The sequence below is a fragment of the Actinomadura rupiterrae genome, assembly GCF_024172125.1.
GTDB lineage: Bacteria > Actinomycetota > Actinomycetes > Streptosporangiales > Streptosporangiaceae > Spirillospora > Spirillospora rupiterrae.
Window position 1 is genome coordinate 299035 of sequence record NZ_JAMZEA010000009.1, and the last position, 19610, is coordinate 318644.

17 protein-coding genes are annotated in these 19610 nt (G+C 67.4%); 9 read left to right on the forward strand and 8 right to left on the reverse strand.

Features of this window, described 5'->3' with window-relative positions:
* Window positions 1-136 precede the first annotated feature (136 nt).
* From FHU30_RS31550 to FHU30_RS31560, 3 genes are all read right to left on the reverse strand, one after another.
* Window positions 137-1024 (reverse strand): hypothetical protein, encoded by an 888-nt coding sequence (locus tag FHU30_RS31550; protein ID WP_253880674.1) that lies wholly within the window; start codon window positions 1022-1024, stop codon window positions 137-139.
* Between the two features lie 210 nt (window positions 1025-1234).
* On the reverse strand, window positions 1235-1468 hold the full coding sequence (locus tag FHU30_RS31555) for a hypothetical protein (RefSeq protein WP_253880675.1): 234 nt from the start codon (window positions 1466-1468) through the stop codon (window positions 1235-1237).
* Between the two features lie 156 nt (window positions 1469-1624).
* Window positions 1625-1948: a hypothetical protein gene (locus FHU30_RS31560; protein ID WP_253880677.1), complete on the reverse strand. Its 324-nt coding sequence runs from the start codon at window positions 1946-1948 to the stop codon at window positions 1625-1627.
* Between the two features lie 171 nt (window positions 1949-2119).
* Here FHU30_RS31560 and FHU30_RS31565 point away from each other — a divergent pair, with 171 nt between their 5' ends.
* The 3 genes from FHU30_RS31565 (at window position 2120) to FHU30_RS31575 (ending at window position 5406) form a co-directional block, all read left to right on the forward strand.
* The gene (locus FHU30_RS31565) at window positions 2120-3292 is read left to right on the forward strand and encodes a helix-turn-helix domain-containing protein (protein WP_253880679.1); all 1173 of its coding nucleotides are present in this window, start codon (window positions 2120-2122) and stop codon (window positions 3290-3292) included.
* A 161-nt stretch (window positions 3293-3453) separates the two neighbouring features.
* Complete coding sequence (locus FHU30_RS31570) at window positions 3454-3930, forward strand: 2'-5' RNA ligase family protein (RefSeq protein WP_301323898.1); 477 nt, start codon at window positions 3454-3456, stop codon at window positions 3928-3930.
* Window positions 3931-4425: 495 nt separating this feature from the next.
* Entirely contained in the window at window positions 4426-5406 is a 981-nt protein-coding gene (locus tag FHU30_RS31575; protein WP_253880683.1) for a PDDEXK family nuclease, read from the forward strand.
* 469 nt (window positions 5407-5875) lie between these two features.
* Here the strand turns inward: FHU30_RS31575 and FHU30_RS31580 are convergent, their stop codons facing one another.
* On the reverse strand, window positions 5876-7339 hold the full coding sequence (locus FHU30_RS31580; protein WP_253880685.1) for an MFS transporter: 1464 nt from the start codon (window positions 7337-7339) through the stop codon (window positions 5876-5878).
* 109 nt (window positions 7340-7448) lie between these two features.
* On the opposite strand from FHU30_RS31580, the gene FHU30_RS31585 reads away from it, so the two are divergent.
* The 4 genes from FHU30_RS31585 to FHU30_RS31600 all read left to right on the forward strand — a co-directional run bounded on the left by FHU30_RS31585 (window position 7449) and on the right by FHU30_RS31600 (window position 12110).
* Window positions 7449-8162: a TetR/AcrR family transcriptional regulator gene (locus FHU30_RS31585; RefSeq protein WP_253880687.1), complete on the forward strand. Its 714-nt coding sequence runs from the start codon at window positions 7449-7451 to the stop codon at window positions 8160-8162.
* Window positions 8163-8263: 101 nt separating this feature from the next.
* Window positions 8264-8998, forward strand: a complete 735-nt coding sequence (locus FHU30_RS31590; RefSeq protein WP_253880689.1) for an NUDIX hydrolase — start codon at window positions 8264-8266, stop codon at window positions 8996-8998.
* Between the two features lie 17 nt (window positions 8999-9015).
* Window positions 9016-10152 (forward strand): 5'-methylthioadenosine/S-adenosylhomocysteine nucleosidase, encoded by a 1137-nt coding sequence (locus FHU30_RS31595; protein ID WP_253880691.1) that lies wholly within the window; start codon window positions 9016-9018, stop codon window positions 10150-10152.
* Complete coding sequence (locus FHU30_RS31600; RefSeq protein WP_253880693.1) at window positions 10149-12110, forward strand: hypothetical protein; 1962 nt, start codon at window positions 10149-10151, stop codon at window positions 12108-12110. The genes FHU30_RS31595 and FHU30_RS31600 overlap by 4 nt, the downstream gene beginning before the upstream one ends.
* A gap of 31 nt (window positions 12111-12141) precedes the next feature.
* Here FHU30_RS31600 and FHU30_RS31605 read toward each other — a convergent pair whose 3' ends face one another.
* Both FHU30_RS31605 and FHU30_RS31610 read right to left on the reverse strand, forming a co-directional pair.
* Window positions 12142-13368: an MFS transporter gene (locus tag FHU30_RS31605; protein WP_253880695.1), complete on the reverse strand. Its 1227-nt coding sequence runs from the start codon at window positions 13366-13368 to the stop codon at window positions 12142-12144.
* Complete coding sequence (locus tag FHU30_RS31610) at window positions 13365-15158, reverse strand: alpha/beta hydrolase family protein (RefSeq protein WP_253880696.1); 1794 nt, start codon at window positions 15156-15158, stop codon at window positions 13365-13367. The genes FHU30_RS31605 and FHU30_RS31610 overlap by 4 nt, the downstream gene beginning before the upstream one ends.
* Before the next feature lie 176 nt (window positions 15159-15334).
* Between FHU30_RS31610 and FHU30_RS31615 the strand changes: the two genes are divergently transcribed.
* Window positions 15335-15922, forward strand: a complete 588-nt coding sequence (locus tag FHU30_RS31615; protein WP_253880703.1) for an RNA polymerase sigma factor — start codon at window positions 15335-15337, stop codon at window positions 15920-15922.
* On the forward strand, window positions 15915-16916 hold the full coding sequence (locus tag FHU30_RS31620) for a CU044_5270 family protein (protein WP_253880705.1): 1002 nt from the start codon (window positions 15915-15917) through the stop codon (window positions 16914-16916). The genes FHU30_RS31615 and FHU30_RS31620 overlap by 8 nt, the downstream gene beginning before the upstream one ends.
* A gap of 54 nt (window positions 16917-16970) precedes the next feature.
* On the opposite strand, the gene FHU30_RS31625 is transcribed toward FHU30_RS31620, so the two are convergent.
* A complete protein-coding gene (locus tag FHU30_RS31625) occupies window positions 16971-17936 on the reverse strand; it encodes an alpha/beta hydrolase (RefSeq protein ID WP_253880707.1) in 966 nt (321 codons plus the stop codon).
* Window positions 17937-18142: 206 nt separating this feature from the next.
* Window positions 18143-19576, reverse strand: coding sequence for an MFS transporter (locus FHU30_RS31630; RefSeq protein WP_253880709.1), 1434 nt, complete (start codon window positions 19574-19576; stop codon window positions 18143-18145).
* Window positions 19577-19610 lie beyond the last annotated feature (34 nt).

Here is a 19610-nt window from a genome sequence, read left to right on the forward strand (position 1 = left end):
AGTGGGCATGGAAAGAACTCCTCTTCCTGGGCGTGGGATGGGGCCCGCGCGAAGACATGGGGGCCGTCGGAACGGCTCCGGGAACAGGGCCCAGAACCGTCCTGGCGGTCTGCGTCGGGCAGAAATGGAGAAGGGATCAGATCCAGTCGGCGGCGTCGTCGCCGCCCGCGCTGTGGGTGTTCATCGCCGGTTGCGGACCGGTCTGCGTCCCGCTCGTGGACGAGTCCTTGACGGCCTTCATCGCGGCCGTCCTGGTCTTGCCGTTCTGGGAGGTCCCGCCGTTCTGGGCGGTGCCGGTCTCGGTCGTGATCTCCGGGACGTCCCGAAGGTTCAGACCCGCATCCGCGGGCAGCACCGGCGCGTCATCCTGAGCGCCGCTGTCGCGCTCTTGGCCGCTGATGTGATCTGGCAGTTCGGACACGACCGTGCCGGTCAGGCCGTCACGGCGGATGATGTCCAGCCGCACCAAGGCGGAATTGGTCGCCGAAGCCGCCTCGGCACGGGCCTGGGCAGCCCAGCAGCCGGTGGCGATGTGATCGAGGCAGCCCTGGACATCGGCCAGGGACAGGCCAGGACGCAGCCACAACCAGACGCGTTCGCCGACCTTGGTCGGCACGGTGCCGAGCAGCAGCGGCAGCGAGCCGCGGTTGTTGGCGATGATGAACTCGGCGAAGCAGGTCCGCAGCCGGTGCCGGGTCACCAGGCACCACACCGGTCGCTTGCACCAGGACCGGACGGACGGGAACACCAGCGGTGAGGCCAGCAAGAACAGCAGGACGATACGCACCTGCAGCGAGGTCACCAGGCACAGCAGCCAGAAGCCGTACACCAGGACGGCGAAGGCGGTGATCTCCGGCAGCCACCACCAGATCACCCGCAGGACCGGCCAGGCCGCGATCACGCCCGCGACCGGCGCAGCAACGGTGACGCCGATGAGGATCCCGGCGAACAACGCCAGCACCGGGTGAATGTAGGAGGCGGCGATGCTGGAAGCCACCAGCCCGACGACGGCGGTGACCACCACGAAAGCGATCTTGGCCCGCCGAAGATACGACCGTGAAACACGGTCTTCGATCACGGTCACCGTGCCGCGACCCGAACGGCCGCCACGGCGCCCGAACAGCCGAGGGGTAGTCTTGGACATGACGAACTCTCCTCATGGTGTGAGGGATGGGGTTCTGACCGGCGGGGCCGGAGGAGCGAGAGTCCTCCAGGCCCCGCACTTTTTCTGGAATCAGCCCACGGCCTTCAAGGACCGGGGCAGCTCGTTGGATTCGAGCGAGAAGAACATGACGAGGATGTTGGCCGTAGCGGTCATTCCGAGCTGACCACGAACGTGATCGAGAACGGTCTTGAACACTGACTCGCGGGTGTCGCTAGAACTGGAGTTGTAGAGGCCACTCAGAGTGGCTTGGCGTGACCCGGTGGCGATGGGGCACTCGACGGTGATGACGTAGTGGAACTGCATGACGGAACTCCTCCTGGGTTGGGTGTGGGAGTTGCAGCGAAGAGGGATCAGCAGGACTCCGCGCCTGCGATCAGAGAAGGAAGAACTCGTGAACGGCCTGGGCCGGGGACAAGCCCCGGCACCAAGCACAGGTAGTACCGCCGAAGGACGCGCCGGTCAGGCGGACTTGACCGCCGAGGGCGCGGACGCCTTGAGCTCCGCCGCGCGGAACGCCACGCCGCTCCGACCGTTGGTCGACCACGGCAGGGCCTCCAGCTCGGAGACGATGACGGGCTGTCCGACCTTCACGTTGGGCTTCTCTCCAGCCGTGGTGATGGTCAGGATCTCGCCACCGTCGTTGTCCAGGACGAACACCTGCGTCGACCACATCGGCCGGCCGGTGTTCCGCTCGGTACGCTGACGCCCGTTCTGGTCGGTCTTCTCCTCCGACACCTTCGTCACGGTCACCTGCTTGTCACTGGTGTCCACGATGAGCCGCATCAGGGCTCTCCCTTCGATCTCGGGCCGCACCGCCTCTCGGTACGCTCCCGTTTCGTGACTCCAGGCTGCGGCAGGCCCGCGTACACTTGAAGAACTTGTCCAGGCCAAAAGTGTTGCCCATCGGCTCAGGACAATGGAGGCAACAGCCGGTCAACGCTTAAGGTGACGACCATGACGACCTTCGGTGACAAGCTGCGGCGCCTGCGCATCGAGCGTGGTCTGTCGCTGACCCGGTTTGCCGCACGAGTCACGTACGACAAGGGCTACATCTCCCGACTAGAAACCGGGAAGAAGACCCCATCCGAAGAAGTCGCCCGAAAATGTGACGACGTCCTCGAAGCCCACGGTGATCTCATCGCGGCTGCACACGCCGATATCATCGCCCGCCGCGATCAACGACCCTGGCAAACGGCTGAACTCATCGGGCGCATCCAGAAATCGGATACGGATCCAGTCACGATCGAGGCATTGCACGCAACCGTGTTCGAACTCGGGTGCGAGTACGCCTACCGCGACGCTCACGACCTGAGAGCAGAGGGTCACGAATGGCTCCGCCGAGTAGCCGACATGGTTCGCAAACCGGTAGGACTCAGCGCTCACTCGGAACTTCTGACCGCCACCGGTTGGCTTGCGCTGTTGGTTGGCTGTCTCGAATACGACATGGGTCTGCGGACGTCAGCCGAGGTAACGCGTTCTGCCGCACTAAAACTCGGGCAAGAGGCAGGTAATACCGAAATTATCGGTTGGGCCCACGAAATGGCCACTTGGTTTGCACTGACTCAAGGGCGATACCGAGACGTCATTTCAACCGCACTCGCCGCCGAGAACGAGAGCCGAGGCCACTCCGTCTCAGTCCAGATCATCGCCCAGCGCGCGAAGGCCATGGCCCGGATGGGCGACATCAAGGACTTGCCACGCGTTCTGGAACGGGGACACCTCCTCCTTGACGGGTTCCCATTGCCTGAACGGACGGACAACCACTTCATCGTGGATCCCGCAAAATGGGATTTCTACGCGATGGACGCCTACCGCCTTGCAGGCCTGGACTCACTCGCGGTTGCACATGCTCACGAGGTTCTCAACTCCGGCACAGCCCCAGACGGAACCGAGATCGCTCCGATGCGCATGGCCGAAGCACGTCTCACACTCGCAGTCGCAGCAGCACGCGGAAACGACCTAGAGGGCGCCATCACGCTCGGACGCCGAGCGTTCGAAGCAGACCGCAAGTCTCTTCCGTCCCTGCTCATGGTCGCTGGAGAACTTGATTCAGAGCTTGGCCGCCGCTTCCCACGCGAGACCGAGACCGCCGAGTTTCGGGAGCTGGTTCGTTCCGTCCAGTCGTGAGCCCTCTCCCTGTCCAGATGCGGAATCGCTGGCAGAACCGGCAGGATCCTGCGCCAGGGCACGGGACAGCGTACTGGCACGTCTTGTTCGGTAAGTCTCCGCAAGTTCGCGCCACCGCCAAGCTAGCTCAGGATCGGCTCTCACAGTTCCGCGGACTTCATATGACCCCGGAACGCTGGCTCCACATGACGACCTTCATCGCAGGGCCCGCCGAGGCCGTTTCGCCCCAGCAGATGAACGACATGCTTTCGCGGGCACAGGAGATGCTTTCCACCGTCGAGCCAATCAACGTCACTCTCGGGCGAGTGATCTACCACCCGGAAGCCGTCATGCTCCGAGTGCAACCAGACTATGCCGTCAAACCACTCGTCCGTGCAGCCCAACAGGCAACGCTAGAGGCGACCGGACGAAAAGTCCCCACGGACAGCGAGCATACATCCGGCACCCCACACGTAACCGTGGCCTATAGCACCACGCAGCAAGCCGCTGAACCACTCGTCTCCGCACTCGGAAAATCGGTACCGGAGTGCACCGTGGGGATCAATGAACTAAGCCTGGTCGTTCAGTGGGGACCCGAGCGCCTTTGGGACTGGGAGGTCATCGGTACGGCCGAACTCGGCACCGCTTGCGCCCCCTGAGTCCCCGCAATCCCTGTGAGAACTTTCTGTACGTCTTCAAGGCGGCCCGACAAGCGGGCCGCACGGGCGGCCGACACGGCGCCCTGGCGGCCGGCCCCGCTTCCGCTAACCGGCCACCGGGCCAACGCCTGTCGGCTCGCCCGGACAAGACTTGAAGGGGCCGCCTTCGACGGCACGAGTTCTCACGGCGGCTACGGCCTCACGGGGCCGAGCTGGTCGGCCGGGTGCCGCTGGCCGCCTCCGTACTTGCGCGGGGACCCCGCGCGGGGCCTCACGACGGGCCATCGCGGGCGGCCAGGTGCCCGCCCGTCCGCCAAACCAGGCTACGAGGCCCCGCCCCCACGCAAGCCCGGACCCGTCCAGCTCCGAAGCTGCGCCTTGCCCCCAGCCCTCTCCCCGTAGGTCACCGCTTGGAAACGAAATAATCAAGAGCCTGCGAATTCTTAACCGATGGTAGATAGTTATTCATCTCAACATTCAGATAGGAGCTGTTCAATGAACGAAACCCCATATAGGGAAATCGACTTGATTCGATTTCTTACGAAGCTAATCAGAGAAGCAACCGGCAATGAAGTGCTGAACGACGTAAGGCTCGAAGATGGAAGCATCGTCGACATCCTCGTCAAAGAGCCCAATGGAACTCAAATTGTCGAAGTAAAAAGGATTACCCCTCACACCGATCGTCGCGCCAGAGACGCCATTGAACAACTCGCTAGATACTACGACGCCTACAGTTCAACAAAATCTAATCCCCCGGGCCGGAAGGTCCTGGCAATACCTGGCGTTTTAAGTGAAAGAACCATCGACCTTCTACACAGTCTTGAAATCGAGCTATGGGACGCAGCCTGGATACTCAAGATCGCAGATAGTGTCAACATGCGCAAAGAGGCCGAATTCTTCACGAATCCAGGTAACGGCACCTTCTCTGCTAAATCTCCAAAAAGAACTGCAACCGAGGCCGCGTTCATCGATCGCCTGGAAAATATTTCCCCAGGAATGGCGCACTGGAGGTTGTACCAACGCTTCTGCCGCGACCTTCTAGAATATCTCTTTTGCCCTCCACTAAATGCGCCAATCTGGGAATCTGAGAATGATTCGGGCACTAATCGCAAGGATATCATCTTCCCCAATTACTCCACACAGGGCATCTTTGCATGGATATACACGCGCTACCGAGGCGAGTACATTGTTGTAGACGCGAAGAACCACCATGCCCCGATCGGCAAGGATGCCATTGTTCAACTAGCCAATTATCTCTCAGATCATGGCGCCGGGAAGTTTGGCTTGGTAATTTCACGACAAGGCGAGGACAGTACTTCATATGAAGTTCGCCGCGAACAATGGTCCACAAATCAAAAGATGATCTGTGTTCTTAGCGACGATGACTTGCTTCAGATGTTGTCAACGAAAGAATCTGGCGGAGATCCAGCTCAGCTTATCCAGCAGAAAATCGAAGACTTCCGTATTAGATTCTAGGGCCAGAGGTCCAAAGCTGGCAGGTCGCAGCGTCACTGCAAGCAGAACGCGGAGTGACACCTAAGCTTCAACCGCACCGTACACCTGGGGACCGGATGGGGACCACACGTCCTGCACACCAACGAACTTCATCGAGATCGACACACTTCGTTCATGAGTTCGATACAGGCCATGAACTGCGGCGGCCCATCCCCTACCGTCCTGGGGGTCAAGGGGTCGTGGGTTCAAATCCCGCCGTCCCGACCGGAAAGATGCAGGTCAGAGGCCGTTTCCTCCGCCAGGAGGGAACGGCCTCCTGATCGTTTGTTAGCCATTCATTAGTGGTTCAGGCCCCCTTGAGGCGCTCCAAAGACAGTTCACCCGCTGGCACGGTAAGCACATCGCGGTGACCAGGCTCGTCTTTGTTCGCGAGACCAGCCCCGAGTGCACGGGGAGCATCTCGACGTGGTTCGCAGTGCAACGGCGTGGTTCAGGCGTGTTCCTCGGTGGAGCGGGAGTTGGTGAGGGTGCGCGCGCCGCCGGCCGCGATCAGGCCGACGATCACCGCGAGGACGGCGTAGGTGATCCGTTCGCCGTGGAAGAACGAGGCGACGAGGTCGCCGTTCCAGGTGCCCGCGGGCAGTGAGGTGGTGACCAGTGCGGCGATCAGGGTGCCGATCAGTGCGGTGCCGACGCTGGTTCCGACCTCTTGGGCGGTGTCGTTGAGCGCGGTGCCGATCGAGGTGCGGTTGCCGGGCATCGCCTCGACGAGGGCGATGGCGCAGATCGTCATGACGGTGCGCAGCCCGATGGTCATCACGACCATGCAGATCGCGATGGCGGCGTAGCCGTGGTCGACGGCCCAGGCGAGGCCGGCCAGCGAACCGGCCAGGCCGGCCGCTCCGACCAGGCAGGCGATGCGGTGGCCGAACGCCTTGGCGAGCCACTCCGACAGCGGGGTCGCGGCGATCATGGTCACGATGATCGGCAGGTTCGCCAGGCCGGCCCGGACGGGGCTCCACCCGTAGGCGTACTGGAAGTGCAGGATCAGCCCGAACATCACGCCGGCCATCGCGATGGAGGTTCCGATCTGCGCGATGGCGGCGCCGCGGACGGTGCCGTTGGCGAACAGGCCGAGGTCCAGCATGGGCGATGGGGTGCGGCGCTCGTGGCGGACGAACGCGACGGCGGCGGCCACCGCGCCGGAGATCGACCCGAGCGTGACCGGTGCGAGCCAGCCGTGCTCGACACCGCTGGTCAGCGAGTAGCAGGCGAGGCCGATGGCGATAACGCTCAGGACGGCGCCCGGCAGGTCGAGTTCGTCGTCGGTCAGGTCTTCGGGCCGGTCGGCCGCGACGCCGAGCCGTACGCCGATGGCCGCGATCAGCGCGATCGGGGCGTTGACCAGCAGGAGCCACTCCCACCGGATGTGGGCCAGCGCGGTGCCGCCCAGCAGCGGGCCGAGGACGAACCCCGACATCCCGACGACGATCATCACGGTCATCGCCCGCATCCGCAGCGCCTGGTCGTCGAAAAGCCGGAAGACCAGCGAGTTGGTGATCGGCGCCATCGCCGCCGCGGCGATGCCGAGGCCGGCCCGCAAGGCGATCAGCTCACCGGCGGTGGTGACGGCGACGACGCACAGGCTCAGCAGGCCGAACACGGCCAGGCCGATCAGCAGCACGCGCCTGCGCCCGAACCGGTCGGCGATCGATCCCGCGGTCAGCAGCAGCCCGCCGAACGTCAGCGAGTACGCGCCGGTGACCCACTGCAGCGCGGTCGTCCCGCCGCCCAGGTCACGGCCGATCGTGGGCAGCGCGATCGACAGCAGCGTGTTGTCGACCATTTCGACGAAGAAGGCCAGGCAGAGCGCGGCCAGCGGAATCCACGCCGCCCGCAGGGACGTGTAGGTGCGGGCCGTGGACGCCCCGGCCGGAGCGGTGGTGGCGGTCATGGTCGATCCCCCCTCAGAACATCTTCATCAACTCTTCTATGCACACTGTTCACTGTACATCGTTCATAGTAGCATAGGGTGACATGACGTCAACAAAGGAGGGTTCGCGGTGGTCGACAGACCCGAACCGATCTGGGCTCGCCCCGAACGTGCGGCGAAAGGACCGGCGCCGTCCAGAAGCCGCCGGCAGATCGCCGAGGCGGCGGTCGCGCTGGCCGACGCCGAGGGCATGGAGGCGGTGTCCATGCGGAAGGTCGCGGCCGAGCTCCAGGTCGCGGCGACCGCGTTGTACAACTACATCGGCAGCAAGGACGAGCTGTACGACCTGATGGTCGACTGGGTCGAGGGCGAGGACGGTCCTCCCCCGGAGCCGAGCGGGCAATGGCGCACCGACCTGTCCACGCTGGCCCACAGAGTCCGCGGCTCGATCCTGCGCCACCCCTGGATGGCGAGCGTCGCGGCGGGGCGCCCCAGCTTCGGACCGAACTCCCTCGCCTGGATGGAGTACGGCCTGGCGGCGATGGGCGACCTGGGGCTGGACATCGATGAGATCCTCATCGCCAACGAGATCCTGCAGGCGTTCGTCCGCGGCTTCGCGGCCCGGGAGATCGCCGAGCGGCAGGCCCTCCAGCGCGCCGGCCTCGACGCGGGCGATTGGCAACGCGCCCTCGGCCCCTACATCGAGTCGGTGCTCGAACGCGGCGACCACCCCTGGCTCGCCCGCGTCGTCCGGGACGCCGACGTGCCGCACGCCGAGAACCGCCAGGACCTCACCTTCGCAAGAGGCCTGGACCGGGTCCTCGACGGCCTCCTCCCCAGCTGACCGATCGCCAGCGAAACTTGCTGATCGGTTACACACCAGTAGCCGGCGCGCCAGCCCGGAAGGACCTTTTTGTCCATCTGACAAAAAGCTACTCTCACCGCATGACCGACGACCTCTGGACGCCGCCGGCCGTGCTGCTCGCGGTCGACTTGGTGATCTTGACGCTGCGCGAGTCGCGCCTGCACATCCTTCTCGTGGAGCGCGGCGTCGAGCCGTACAAGGGCGCCTGGGCGCTGCCCGGCGGGTTCCTGGGCCACGCGGAGGAGGACCTCACCGCCGCCGCTCACCGCGAACTGGCGGAGGAGGCCGCCATGGACGTGGAGTCACTCCATCTGGAGCACCTGAACGTCTACGGCGCCCCGGGACGTGATCCGCGCGGCCGCGTCGTGTCCGTCGCTTACCTGGCGATCGCGCCCGGACTTCCGGAGCCGACCGCGGGCACGGACGCGGCGGGCGCCCGCTGGCAGAGCACCGATCAGGTTCTCTGCGGGGAGTTGGAGCTGGCGTTCGACCACCAGAAGATCGCCGCGGACGGCGTCGAGCGCGCCCGCGCCAAGCTCGAACGATCGTCCCTGGCGACGGCGTTCTGCGGGCCGACCTTCACTATCACCGATCTCCAGCGGGTCTACGAGGCGGTCTGGGGGATATCGCTCGACCCCCGCAACTTCTACCGGAAGGTCCAGAAGTCCGGCGGGTTCATCGTCGCGGCGGACGCCGATCGCAAGGTCACGTCCGGACGGCCCGCTCGGCTGTTCAAGGCCGGTCCGCGCAAAGACCTGTACCCGGCCATGCTCCGGCCGGCCCAACCTCCCGACACGAAGGGGCCAGAACGATGAGTGGCAGAACGATCGTCGTGCTCACGGCACTGGACGTTGAGTACGGCGCCTTCCGTGAGAGGCTGCGCGACCCGCGATTGCATCGGCACCGGCAGGGCACGCGCTTCGAAGTCGGGCGGCTTGAGGGGGGCCGCTGCCGGATCGCGCTCGGGCTCGTCGGCAAAGGCAACCAGTCCGCCGCGGTCCTGGCCGAACGCGCCATAGCCGAGTTCGCCCCCGCCGCCCTGCTGTTCGTGGGGGTGGCGGGCGCCCTGCACTCCCATATCGCGCTCGGGGATGTCGTGGTGGCCACTCATGTCTACGCCTTTCACGGCGGGACCAGCGAGGACGACGGTTTCAAGAGCCGTCCCCGCGTCTGGGAGGTGTCCCACAGCGCCGACCAGATCGCCCGGGAAGTCGAACGCGAGGGCGCTTGGACAAGGAACGGGCGGGCGAAGCACCGCCGGCCCAAGGTGCACTTCGGGCCCATCGCGGCCGGCGAAGTGGTTCTCAACTCCACGGTTTCGGCACACGCCGACTGGATCCGGCATCACTACAACGATGCTCTCGCGATCGAAATGGAAGGCGCCGGAGTCGCACAGGCCGCACACCTGAACAGGTCGCTTCCGGTGATCGTGATCCGGGGCGTCAGTGACCGGGCCGACGGCACCAAGGAGGCCACCGACCGGGAGCGATGGCAGCCACGAGCAGTGGCCAATGCGGCGGCGTTCACCGCGGCCCTGGCCGAGAGCCTCACCGCAGACGAAGCGAACCACCGAGAGCCCGAGACGACCGGTACGACGGGGAGCCACCAGATGGGTGACACGGTCCGCAACATCGCCAAGGGCAACGCCAGGGTGGGCGTCCAGGCCGGCCACGTGCACGGTGGCGTCCACCTGGCGGCCGGCGATGCCTCGCAGCCGGACCCGTCCGCGGCGCTCGTGGAGCTGATCGCCCGGCTCGACCAGGCGCGGGACGCAGGAGTCCTCGATGATGACACCCACCGCGCGGCGCGCGCCGAACTCGACGACGCCCGCGAAGCCTTGCACGCGACTCCTCCGGACACGAGCAGGGTGACCCTCGCGCTGAAGAAGGTGCGCGGGCTCGTCGCGGACGCCGCCGCCCTGGCCGCCGAGGTGGCGAGCGTGCTGGGGCTCGTCCGGAAGCTGTCATGACCGGCCCGGGGACGACCACGTCCAACTACGCCGCGGACGACTCCCGGGTCGGGATGCAGGCGGGGGTGGTCCATGGCGACGTCACGATCTATTCGGCTCCGCCGGCCGCCTCGCCCAGGGAGAAGTTCGAGATCGGTGCACGGCTGCTCGACGGCAGCCAGCCGAGCAAAGCGAGAGAGGTCATCGGCGAAGCCGTGATGGCCGGCCTCACCGGCAACAGGGTGTGCTTCCACTGGCAGCTCGCCCTCGTCAGCGGGAGGGCGTGGAACGAGGTCCCGGACGCGGACGCCGAGGCGCTCCGGCAGGCGCCGTCCTTCTGCCGCCTCAGCGGCGAGGACGCCTGGGCGGACGGCGTGAAGACCGTCTTGCGGCTCCTGGACGCCGCCGCCCGGCCCGACACCAACCTCCGGCCGCTGCTGAAGGATTTCGACAATCTCGCGGAACCCCAACGCGGCATGATCCTCCGGCACCTCGAACTGTTCCTCGAAGGGCCGTTGAAGAACGAGATCTGGGACCGCTCCCTGGCCGAGGCGCGGGAAGAGCAGATGGCGGACGACCGGAGCGAGCGCGTCTGGAAGTACTTCCACCCCAACCCCGCCGGCCCCCGGTTCCTTCCGGTACGACCGGCCGCGATCCCCCTTGCTCTACGGGCCCAGGCGGTCTGCGGTTCGGTCGTCCTTGGCGGCGCGGCATTGAACCTGGGCTACCTGCTCCTCAAAGACCTCCAACTGCTCGCACTGCTCGTGTACGCGCTGGGCATCGGCGGTGGCTTGTGGAGCGTCCACGCAGCCGCCGAATGGCACTACCTCACCGCCAGGCTCCACGCGAAAGAAGGAGAGCTCAGGCGGCCGCGGGAACTCCCGTCCCGCGCGAAACGCTCCGGCTTCGCCGGCAAGGTGGACCAGCGCTTCGACCACTACTTCGCTAAGTACGTGCCGCGCAATGCGAGCCGCCCGACCTGGTTGGACGGCACGGCGGGCATCCGCAAACGCCTCCGGGACGAGATGGTCGAGGTCTACCGGGAGCAGCGCACCAGCGTTGAGCAGATCGCCTGGCTGATTCGGTACCGGGTGAGCGAGGTCCGCAGACAGTGGGAAGACGGCTCGCTTTGGGACTACCGGCGAGAACTCTCCGTCCCGCTGAGCACCAGGGCCGCGACCTTCCTCGGCCTCGCCGTGCTCGCCACCGGGACACTCTGGGCGGTGGCGGACGCGGCGCAGAAAGCACCCTCGAACGCGGTGGCAGCCTTGCTTCTGGCGTTCGTCTCCGGGGTGGCCGCTGCCCGTGCCCGGATACAGATCACCACAGAGAACCGGCGGTACGCGGCGGACGTCGCCGAACAACGCCGAGTCCAGGAGGGCTGCCAAGCGGCCTTTGAACGCTGGAAGCACAAGCTCGCCGACAAGCCGACCGACCCGGAGATGGCGATCTGGCTGGACCGTGACCGGAAGGTGCTGCTGAGTGATGCCCTGCGCCATTACGGCCTTGCCATGAGCGACGTGATCGCACATGCCTTCATCGAGGCACCCGGGTCACCCACCAGGCGCGCCCGGGTCCACAAAGGACCCTGGCGGTACACGCGCTATCGCTTGCTCCTGTTCCTGCTCACCAAGGACGGAGTACGCCAACTCGGCGCCGACCTCGACTTCGAGCAGGGCACCTTCCACGATCGAGCCCGCACCAACTATCGCTACGAGGCCGTTGCAGCCGTCCGGGTGCGCCAAGCCGACGACGGCGACCACGGCTTCGAACTCGCCCTCGTCAATGGAGAGCTGGTCAAGGCGGAGATATTGGCTGCCGCCATGGAAGACCTCCAGGCGGACGAGACCCTCACCACCGTTTCCGAGGCGACGCTGGACGCCGCCGGCTTCGGCCACACGCTCCACGTCATGGAGGGAATCGCCGCAGAGGGCAAGCTGTGGATCGAACAGGAGCATCGGCGACGGGCGGATCGCTGAAACCAACCCATCGGCGGGTCGGTGTGGGTGGTTAGGGGGTGGAGTTTTGGTTGGGGGTTGCGGGGGTGGGGTGGATGCGGGGGGTTGGTAGGAGGGTTAGGGCGGTGGCGGTTGAGGCTAGGACGGTTGCCGCTATTGCTAGGGCGGTTTGGGTTGGGCCGTTGGCTGTTACCAGGGGGCCGACCAGGAGTAGGGCTATCGGGGCCAGGGCGTAGGCGGGGACGAAGTTCCAGGCGCTGACGCGGGCGACGGTTTCTATGGGGACGGTTCGCTGGAGTTGGGTGACCCACAGGACCATGTAGATCGCTTTGGCGATGCCAGAGGCGAGCATGGCTGCGGCAATGGCGGCTGAGGCGGCGTTGGTTCCTATCGCCAGGAGTGGGGCGCCGGTAGCCGGCAAGAGCAGGACGGCTAGTGGGACGGGGTGGCGGGGTTTCCAGCGGACGGCCAGGAGGGCGCCTGCTATTGCGCCTAGGGCTTCGCAGGCGCTTACGGTTCCCCAGGTGGCGGCGCCTCGGTGGGTGTCGTCCATGAAGACGGGGCCGATGATTTCGGCGAGGGTGGCGGTGGCGATGATGGCGGTGGTGAATTGGAGGGTCATCGCCCACATCCAGCGGTGAGGCGCGAAGTGCTTCCAGCCGGTGGTCAGTTCTGAGAGTGGGCCGGGGGTGGTTCTTCTGGTGCGGGTGATTTTAAGGCGGAGGAGGAGGGCGGCGCTGGCCAGGCAGGCTCCGGCTTTGAGGAGTGCGGCGAGGGGTGCGCCCAGTGAGGTGACGACTATTCCGGCGGCGGTGAGGCCGATTAGGGCGCCTATTGCTTCGGTTTGGCCGACCAGGGCGTTGGCGCCGTGGCGCTGGTCGTCCGGGAGGAGGTCGGCGGTGATGCTTCGGACGGTCGGCAGGAAGATGAAGTAGGTCGTTCCTGATAGCAGCGCGAGGGCGCAGAGTATTGCGGTGGGGGTCGCGGGGTTGAGCAGGCAGGCTCCTATGGCGAGCCAGGTGATGCTTGCGGTGAGTTCGGTCGCGGCCAGGACGTGGTGGCGTTTGAAGCGGTCGCCGAGGATGCCGCCGAGAAGGATGAGCAGGGCGGGGACGGCTTTGCAGGCTGCTACGAGTGAGATCGCGCCGGCGCTGTAGCCGTTGGTCCTCATTCCCCAGACGAAGGCGACCTGGCCGAAGCCCACTCCGGCCGAGGAGATCAGGCGCGCGGTGAGCAGGGGTGCGACGGCGGGGTGGGTGAAGAGCCGCAGTGCGGTCATCGGGCGGTGAGGTGCTTGATGAGGAATGCGGCGGCTTCGGAGTAGGCACGGATCTCGTTGGCTTGGGTGGTGAAGCCGTGGCCTTCGTCGGGGAAGACCTGGTAGTCGACGTGGACGCCGCGGTCGCGGAGGCGTTCGACGAGGTTGTCGGATTCGGCGCGCGGGACGCGGGGGGCGCGGGCGCCCTGCAGGACCATCAGCGGGGCGTTGATGGCGTCGGCGTGGGTGACCGGGGAGTTGGCGAGGAGGCGCTCGGCGTCGCGTTCGGGGTCGCCCAGGAGGACGTCGATGACGTTGCGCCAGGTGGGAGGTGCTCCGCTGGCGAGGGTGACCAGGTTGCTCGGGCCGCAGATCGAGACGCCGGCAGCCCAGCCGTGCGGGAGGCGGGCCAGGCAGGACAGGGCGGCGAACCCGCCGTAGGAGCCGCCGAAGACGGCGATGCGGTCGGTGTCGAGGTCGGGCCTTGCCCGCAGGTAGCGGACGGCGTGGTCCAGGTCGTCCAGGTCGATGCCGCCCCAGTCGCGGTAGATGAGCTTCTGGTAGGCGCTGCCGTAGCCGGTCGAGCCGGCGATGTTGGGCGCGAACACGGCGACGCCGTGGTGGAGTAGGTGCTGGTAGAGGGCCGCGTAGCGGGGGCGTTCCTGTCCTTCGGGGCCGCCGTGGATGGACAGGAGCACGGGGTGCGGGCCCGGCGTGGACGGGCTGTAGACGAAGGCGTGCACTTCGCGTCCGCCGGCAGTCGGGTAGGTGATGGATTCCGGCCGGACGGGCGTCACCGTGTGCAGCGCGGACGGACGGCCGTCGGTGAGGCGGCGCGGGGTCGCGTCGTCCAGGTCGACGACGACGATCTCTTCCGGATGCGCGGGGGTGTCCAGCAGCATGGCCGCGGTGCGGCCGTCCGGTGAGAGCGTGAGCGTGGAGATCACGCCGCTCGGGACGTCCGGCCGGACGACGGTGTCCTCGCGCCGGACGTGCAGGACCGAGCGTCCGGCTTCGTTGACGGTCCAGGCGAGGGTTCCGCAGGCGGCGTCGAGCTCCTCCACGTCCCAGTCGTGGCGCGCGACCGGGGTCAGCTCGCCATCGGCGAGGGTGTAGAACGCCGCCGCCGTGAATCCCCACAGGTCGGTCAGCAGGTAGAAGCCGGACGAGTCCGGTGCCCAAGCCTGCGGTGCGAAGAGGCCGTCGCCGTGCGCCGCGGTGACGCATCGCGGTTCGGCATACGGACGGCCGAGGTCGACCAGGTAGGAGGCGGACTCGGTGTTGGAGCGCCCGCCGGCGACCAGGAGCCAGCGGGAGTCCGGGGACCACGCGATGGGCGTGAACATCACGTTCTTCTCCGGCTCGAAGCGCTGCGTCTCGCCGGTGGCCAGGTCCCGAACCAGGACGTCCTGGACGGCCGGATCGCGGTCGTTGGCCCCGTAGACCAGCCGGCGGCCGGTCGCGTCGAACGGGGACGGAGCGAGGACGCGCTGGCAGACCGGGGACGTGGCGATCGGCGCCGGTTCGTCGTCGTCCAGGCCGATCCGGAAGATGGCGAACTGCTCGTCACCCTCGTGGTCGGCGGTGAACACGATGCCGGTGCCGTCCGGGGTCCAGGCGGCTTGGCGGACGATCCGTCCGGGCAGCTGCGCGAGCTTGCGCGCCGAGCCGCCCTTGGCCGGTACCGTCCACAGCGCGGATCGTCCGTCCGCGTTGCTGGAGTATGCGATGTGGTCGCCTTGCGGTGAGAAGGCCAGCGCGCGCTGGAACCGCTGGGCGGGAACGAAGTCCTGGTACTGGAACGAGGGCATGGCGCTCCTGACGTTGCGGCGGTCCGAGCATGTAGCTGTCAGCGACTCGACGGTTACGAACCGTAACAGGGCGATGAGCGTTTCTCAGCGGATTGGATTGGAGCGAAAGAGGCGGGACCTGTCCGGGACGGAGTGGACAAGAAGGGGTGACAGAGGATCTACGGAAGGCGGATTGGGTGAGACAGACGTCGGAACGGCCGGCGGTCGATGACTCGGACGTCATCGACCGGTCGCTGCGGGATCCGAGCGCGTTCGCCGAGCTCTTCGAACGCCATGTGGGAGAGATCGGACGGTACGTCACCCGCCGCGTCGGGCCCGGTGTCGCGGAGGACATCGTCGGCGAGACGTTCCTGGTGGCGTTCCGGCGGCGCGCGGCGTACGACCGGAGCCGGACGAACGCGCGGCCGTGGCTGTACGGGATCGCGACCAACGTCATCAGGCGGCATCGCCGGGACGAGGTGCGCGCGCTGAAGGCCCTCCAGCGGACGGGCGCGGACCCGGTGCTTGCCGATGCGGGCTCGTTCGCCGACCAGGTCGACGGACGGGTGTCGGCCTCGGCGACGTCGCGGGCGCTGGCCCCGGTCCTGGCCGGGCTGGACGCGGGCCAGCGGGACGTGCTGCTGCTGACCGCGTGGGCCGATCTCACCCTGGACGAGGTGGCGGAGGTGCTCGGCATCCCCCCGGGGACGGCGCGGTCCCGCCTCAACCGCGCCCGCACGAAGATCCGTTCCGCCTTGGAGAAGAAGGAGAACCGCCATGGATGAGCTCGCGACGCTGTCCGAGATGCGCAGTGAGGTCCCGGACGACGTCCGGTACCCGGCCGCCCGGCAGGCCCTGCTGGCGGAGATCGCAGGACGGCCGTCGAAGGCCAGGAGCCGCAAGGTGCGCAGGCCCGTCCTGCTCAGCGGCCTGCTGGCGGGGGCGGTCGCGGCCAGCGCGGTCGTCGCCGCCACGACGCTCGGCTCCGGCAACTCGCGGCACGCGCCGCCCGCCGCCAGTGCGTCGCCCTCGGTCCGGCTCGTGGCGGTGACCAGCCCGATGACGCTGGCCTTCAACGCCGCCGCCCTGGCCAAGGGGTCTCCGACGCCGCAGCCGACCCAGTGGGTCTACACGCGGATGATGACGACCACCTCGCACGACAAGCCGTCGGGCGCGCAGGTGCAGGATCCGGGCACGCACCAGGTGAAGGAGAAGTGGGACCGGGTGGACTTCCTGAAGTTCGCCAGCTTCGAGCACGGCAAGCTCGTCTTCGTCAACGGCATGCCGAGCCAGATCGGCGGATGGCCCGCCGAGCTCGACTACAAGTACCTCCAGGCGCTGCCGACCGATCCCGACAAGCTCCTCGCGGCCATCAGGCACAACCTCGCCACGGTGAACACGCCGCTGGAAGGCGACGGCGAGGCACAGGTCTTCGAAGCCGTCCTCGCGCTGATGGAGAACTACCCCGTCCTGCCGTCCAAGCTGAACGCCGCGCTGTACGGGGCGCTGGCGCGGACGAAGTCCGTCCGCCTCGGCCACGTCACCGACCTCGCCGGACGCAAGGTCCTGTCCCTCTACCGCACGGATGCCAAGAGCGGCATCCGGACGGCGATCCTCATCAACCCGTCCACCTACACCTACGCCGGCCAGCGCAGCGTCGTCGTCGCCGACTCCCGGCGGACCGGCAACGACGGGACGCTCACGCTGCACAAGGGAGCGCTGCTCGCCGACGAGGCCATCCTGACCGCGGCGATCGTGAACAACGCCGGGGAACGCTGATCGGCTCCGGGTCCTGGCCCGTCGGTCAGGACCCGGACTTTCCGGCGACCCTGGTCAGGCGGCGGCGTCGGCGGGCTTCGGGTAGGTCGTCTCGCGGATGAAGGCCGCGATCTCGTCGATGGCCTGGAGGCCCTCGGGGATGACGCCGGCGAACGCCGGGAAGACGTGGATCTGGTCCTCCCAGATCTGGAGGCGGTGCGGGACGTCGGCGGCGGCGAGCCGCTCGGCCATCAGCTCGGCGTCCCAGCGGAGTCCTTCGCGGGAGCCGACCTGCATGAAGACCGGCGGGAGGTTGCGGAGGTCCTGGTCGCAGGGGGACGGGAGCGGGTCGCCGTCCATCGCGTCAGCCAGGAGCAGCTTCTTCAGGCCCTCCAGGCGGTGGACGGGGATGTAGACGTCCTTGGTCGTGAAGGGGTAGCTCGCGCGGGCCTCGTGGTCGAGGTCGACCATGGGCGAGAGGGCGACGATCCCCGCGGGCGCGGGGAAGCCGCGGCGCAGGGCCTTGAGCGCGGTGGTGAAGGCGAGGAAGCCGCCCGCCGAGTCGCCCGCGATGACGATGTTCTGCGGGGCGTGGCCCTGTTCGAGCAGTATGCGGTAGCCGTCCAGGGCGTCCGCCATCGAGGTGCTCAGGGGGGCGCCCGGCAGCTGGCGGTAGGCGACGGAGAAGGCGACGGCGTCCGAGCGCTGGGCGATGCGCTCGACGAGCTTGCGGTGCGTCCGCAGGCCGCAGCAGAAGAAGCCGCCCCCGTGCAGGAACAGGATCACGCGTCCGGAGCCGGAGACGCCGCCCGGACGCACCCACTCGCCGTGGAAGCCGCCCAGGTCCACGCGTTCGATCCTGGTGTCGCGCGCGCGGCGCATCAGGAGCGGCGCGAAGACGTCCAGGACGACCGCGGCGCGCAGCATCGCCGGGGTGAGCGGGCTGTAGAAGAAGATCGGCCGGATGACGTACCTCATGAAGCGCGCGAACCGCCGGGCCTGCTTGCTGCACCCAGGACGTTCCTCGATCACCGGTTCCACGCCACGCCCCTTTTGCCCCGATCAGGTGGAGCCGACCTTATGCAGCGGGACGACGGCGGCACTGCTCATCCCTGACCAAAGCTCGACCGGCGGGTTTGCTAAGAACGCACAACACCTCACACGTCCTCGTCCTGAACGAGGAGGCCAGGGCCAGGCTGAGCCCCCGCCGCCAGGTCTTCGCGGCAGGGGCTGCGTTCAGCTGGTTCCTATGGCCGTGATGGACGGCGTAGGAGGAAGACCAGAACGGTCGCGATCGCGGCTGCCGCACACGTGGCCAGCGAGGCGGTTGCCAAGGCGTGCGCGGCGGAGTGCGGACGGCCGGGATGGAAGGTGCTGAAGAAGACCGCGCCGATGACGGCGACGCCCAGCGCGCCTCCGATCTGCTGGGCCGTCGAGAGGGCTCCCGATGCCACGCCCGCGTCGTCCGGGGAGATGCGCCTCAGGACGCTGTTGAGGGACGGGGTGATGACCAGCCCGCCGCCCGCGCTCTGGAGCACGAGGGTCGGGATGACCACGGCGGGCGTGAAGGGCGCGCCGCTGAGCAGGAGGGCGGCCGTGGAGGCGTAGCCGAGGGTGAGGATGATCGCGCCTATCTCCATCACCCGGTTTCCATGGACGGGCACCAGCCGGCCCGCCAGCAAGCTGAACGAGAAGAAGGCTACCGCGGACGGCGTGTAGACCAGTCCCGCTCCCAGTGCCGACATCCCGCGTCCGGCCTGGAGCGAGACCGACAGGACGAGGTAATAGGACGTCACCACCGTGTAGAGCAGCAGGACCAACACGAGCCCGACCGAGAACGAGCGCGTTCGGAACAGCGCGATCCGGACCAAAGGCTCGCCGCCGCGCGCGGCGATCCGCCGTTCGAGGACGGCGAAGGCGGCGAAGGCCGGCACGCTCGCGGCGAGGCACGCCCAAACCCAGACCGGCCAGCCTTCCTGGCGTCCCTGGATCAGCGGGAACGCCACCAGCGCGAGGGCGATGCTCAGGACGACCACGCCCAGCAGGTCGAGGCGGCGCGCACGCGGCGCCGTGGACTCCGGGAGCCACCGGGCCGCCAGCCCGATCGTGGCCAGGCCGATCGGCACGTTGATCCAGAACACCGACCGCCAGCCCGAGCCGAACAGGTCGGATCCGATCAGGACTCCCCCGACGAGCTGGCCCGCGACGGCGGCGAGGCCCATCACCATGCCGAGCACGCCGAACGCGCGGTGCCGGTCCCGGGCCGGGACGAGGACGGTCAGGAAGGCGTAGACCTGCGGCAGCATCATCGCCGCCCCGAGACCCTGGACGAGCCGCGCCGCGATGAGCGTGGCGGCGTCGCCGGCCATCGCGCACACCACCGAGGACGCGGTGAAGGCGGCCATGCCGAGGAGGAGGACGCGGCGCCGTCCGTGCAGGTCGCCGAGGCGTCCGCCGGTGATGAGCAGCACGGCGTAGGTGAGCTGGTATCCGGCGAGGACCCATTGGAGCGAGCCTTCGCCGATGTGCAGGTCGGCCTGGATCGAGGGTCCGGCGACGATGACGATGAACGAGTCGAGGATCGCCATGAACGCGCCGGTCAGCACGACGGCGACGGCACGCCACGGTGTCGTTTCCGTGGTCTTGCCTGCGGACGCCTCGGAGGCCGTCTTGATGGTCACCGGCGCGCCCCGCCGTCCAAGACGCGCGCCAGGC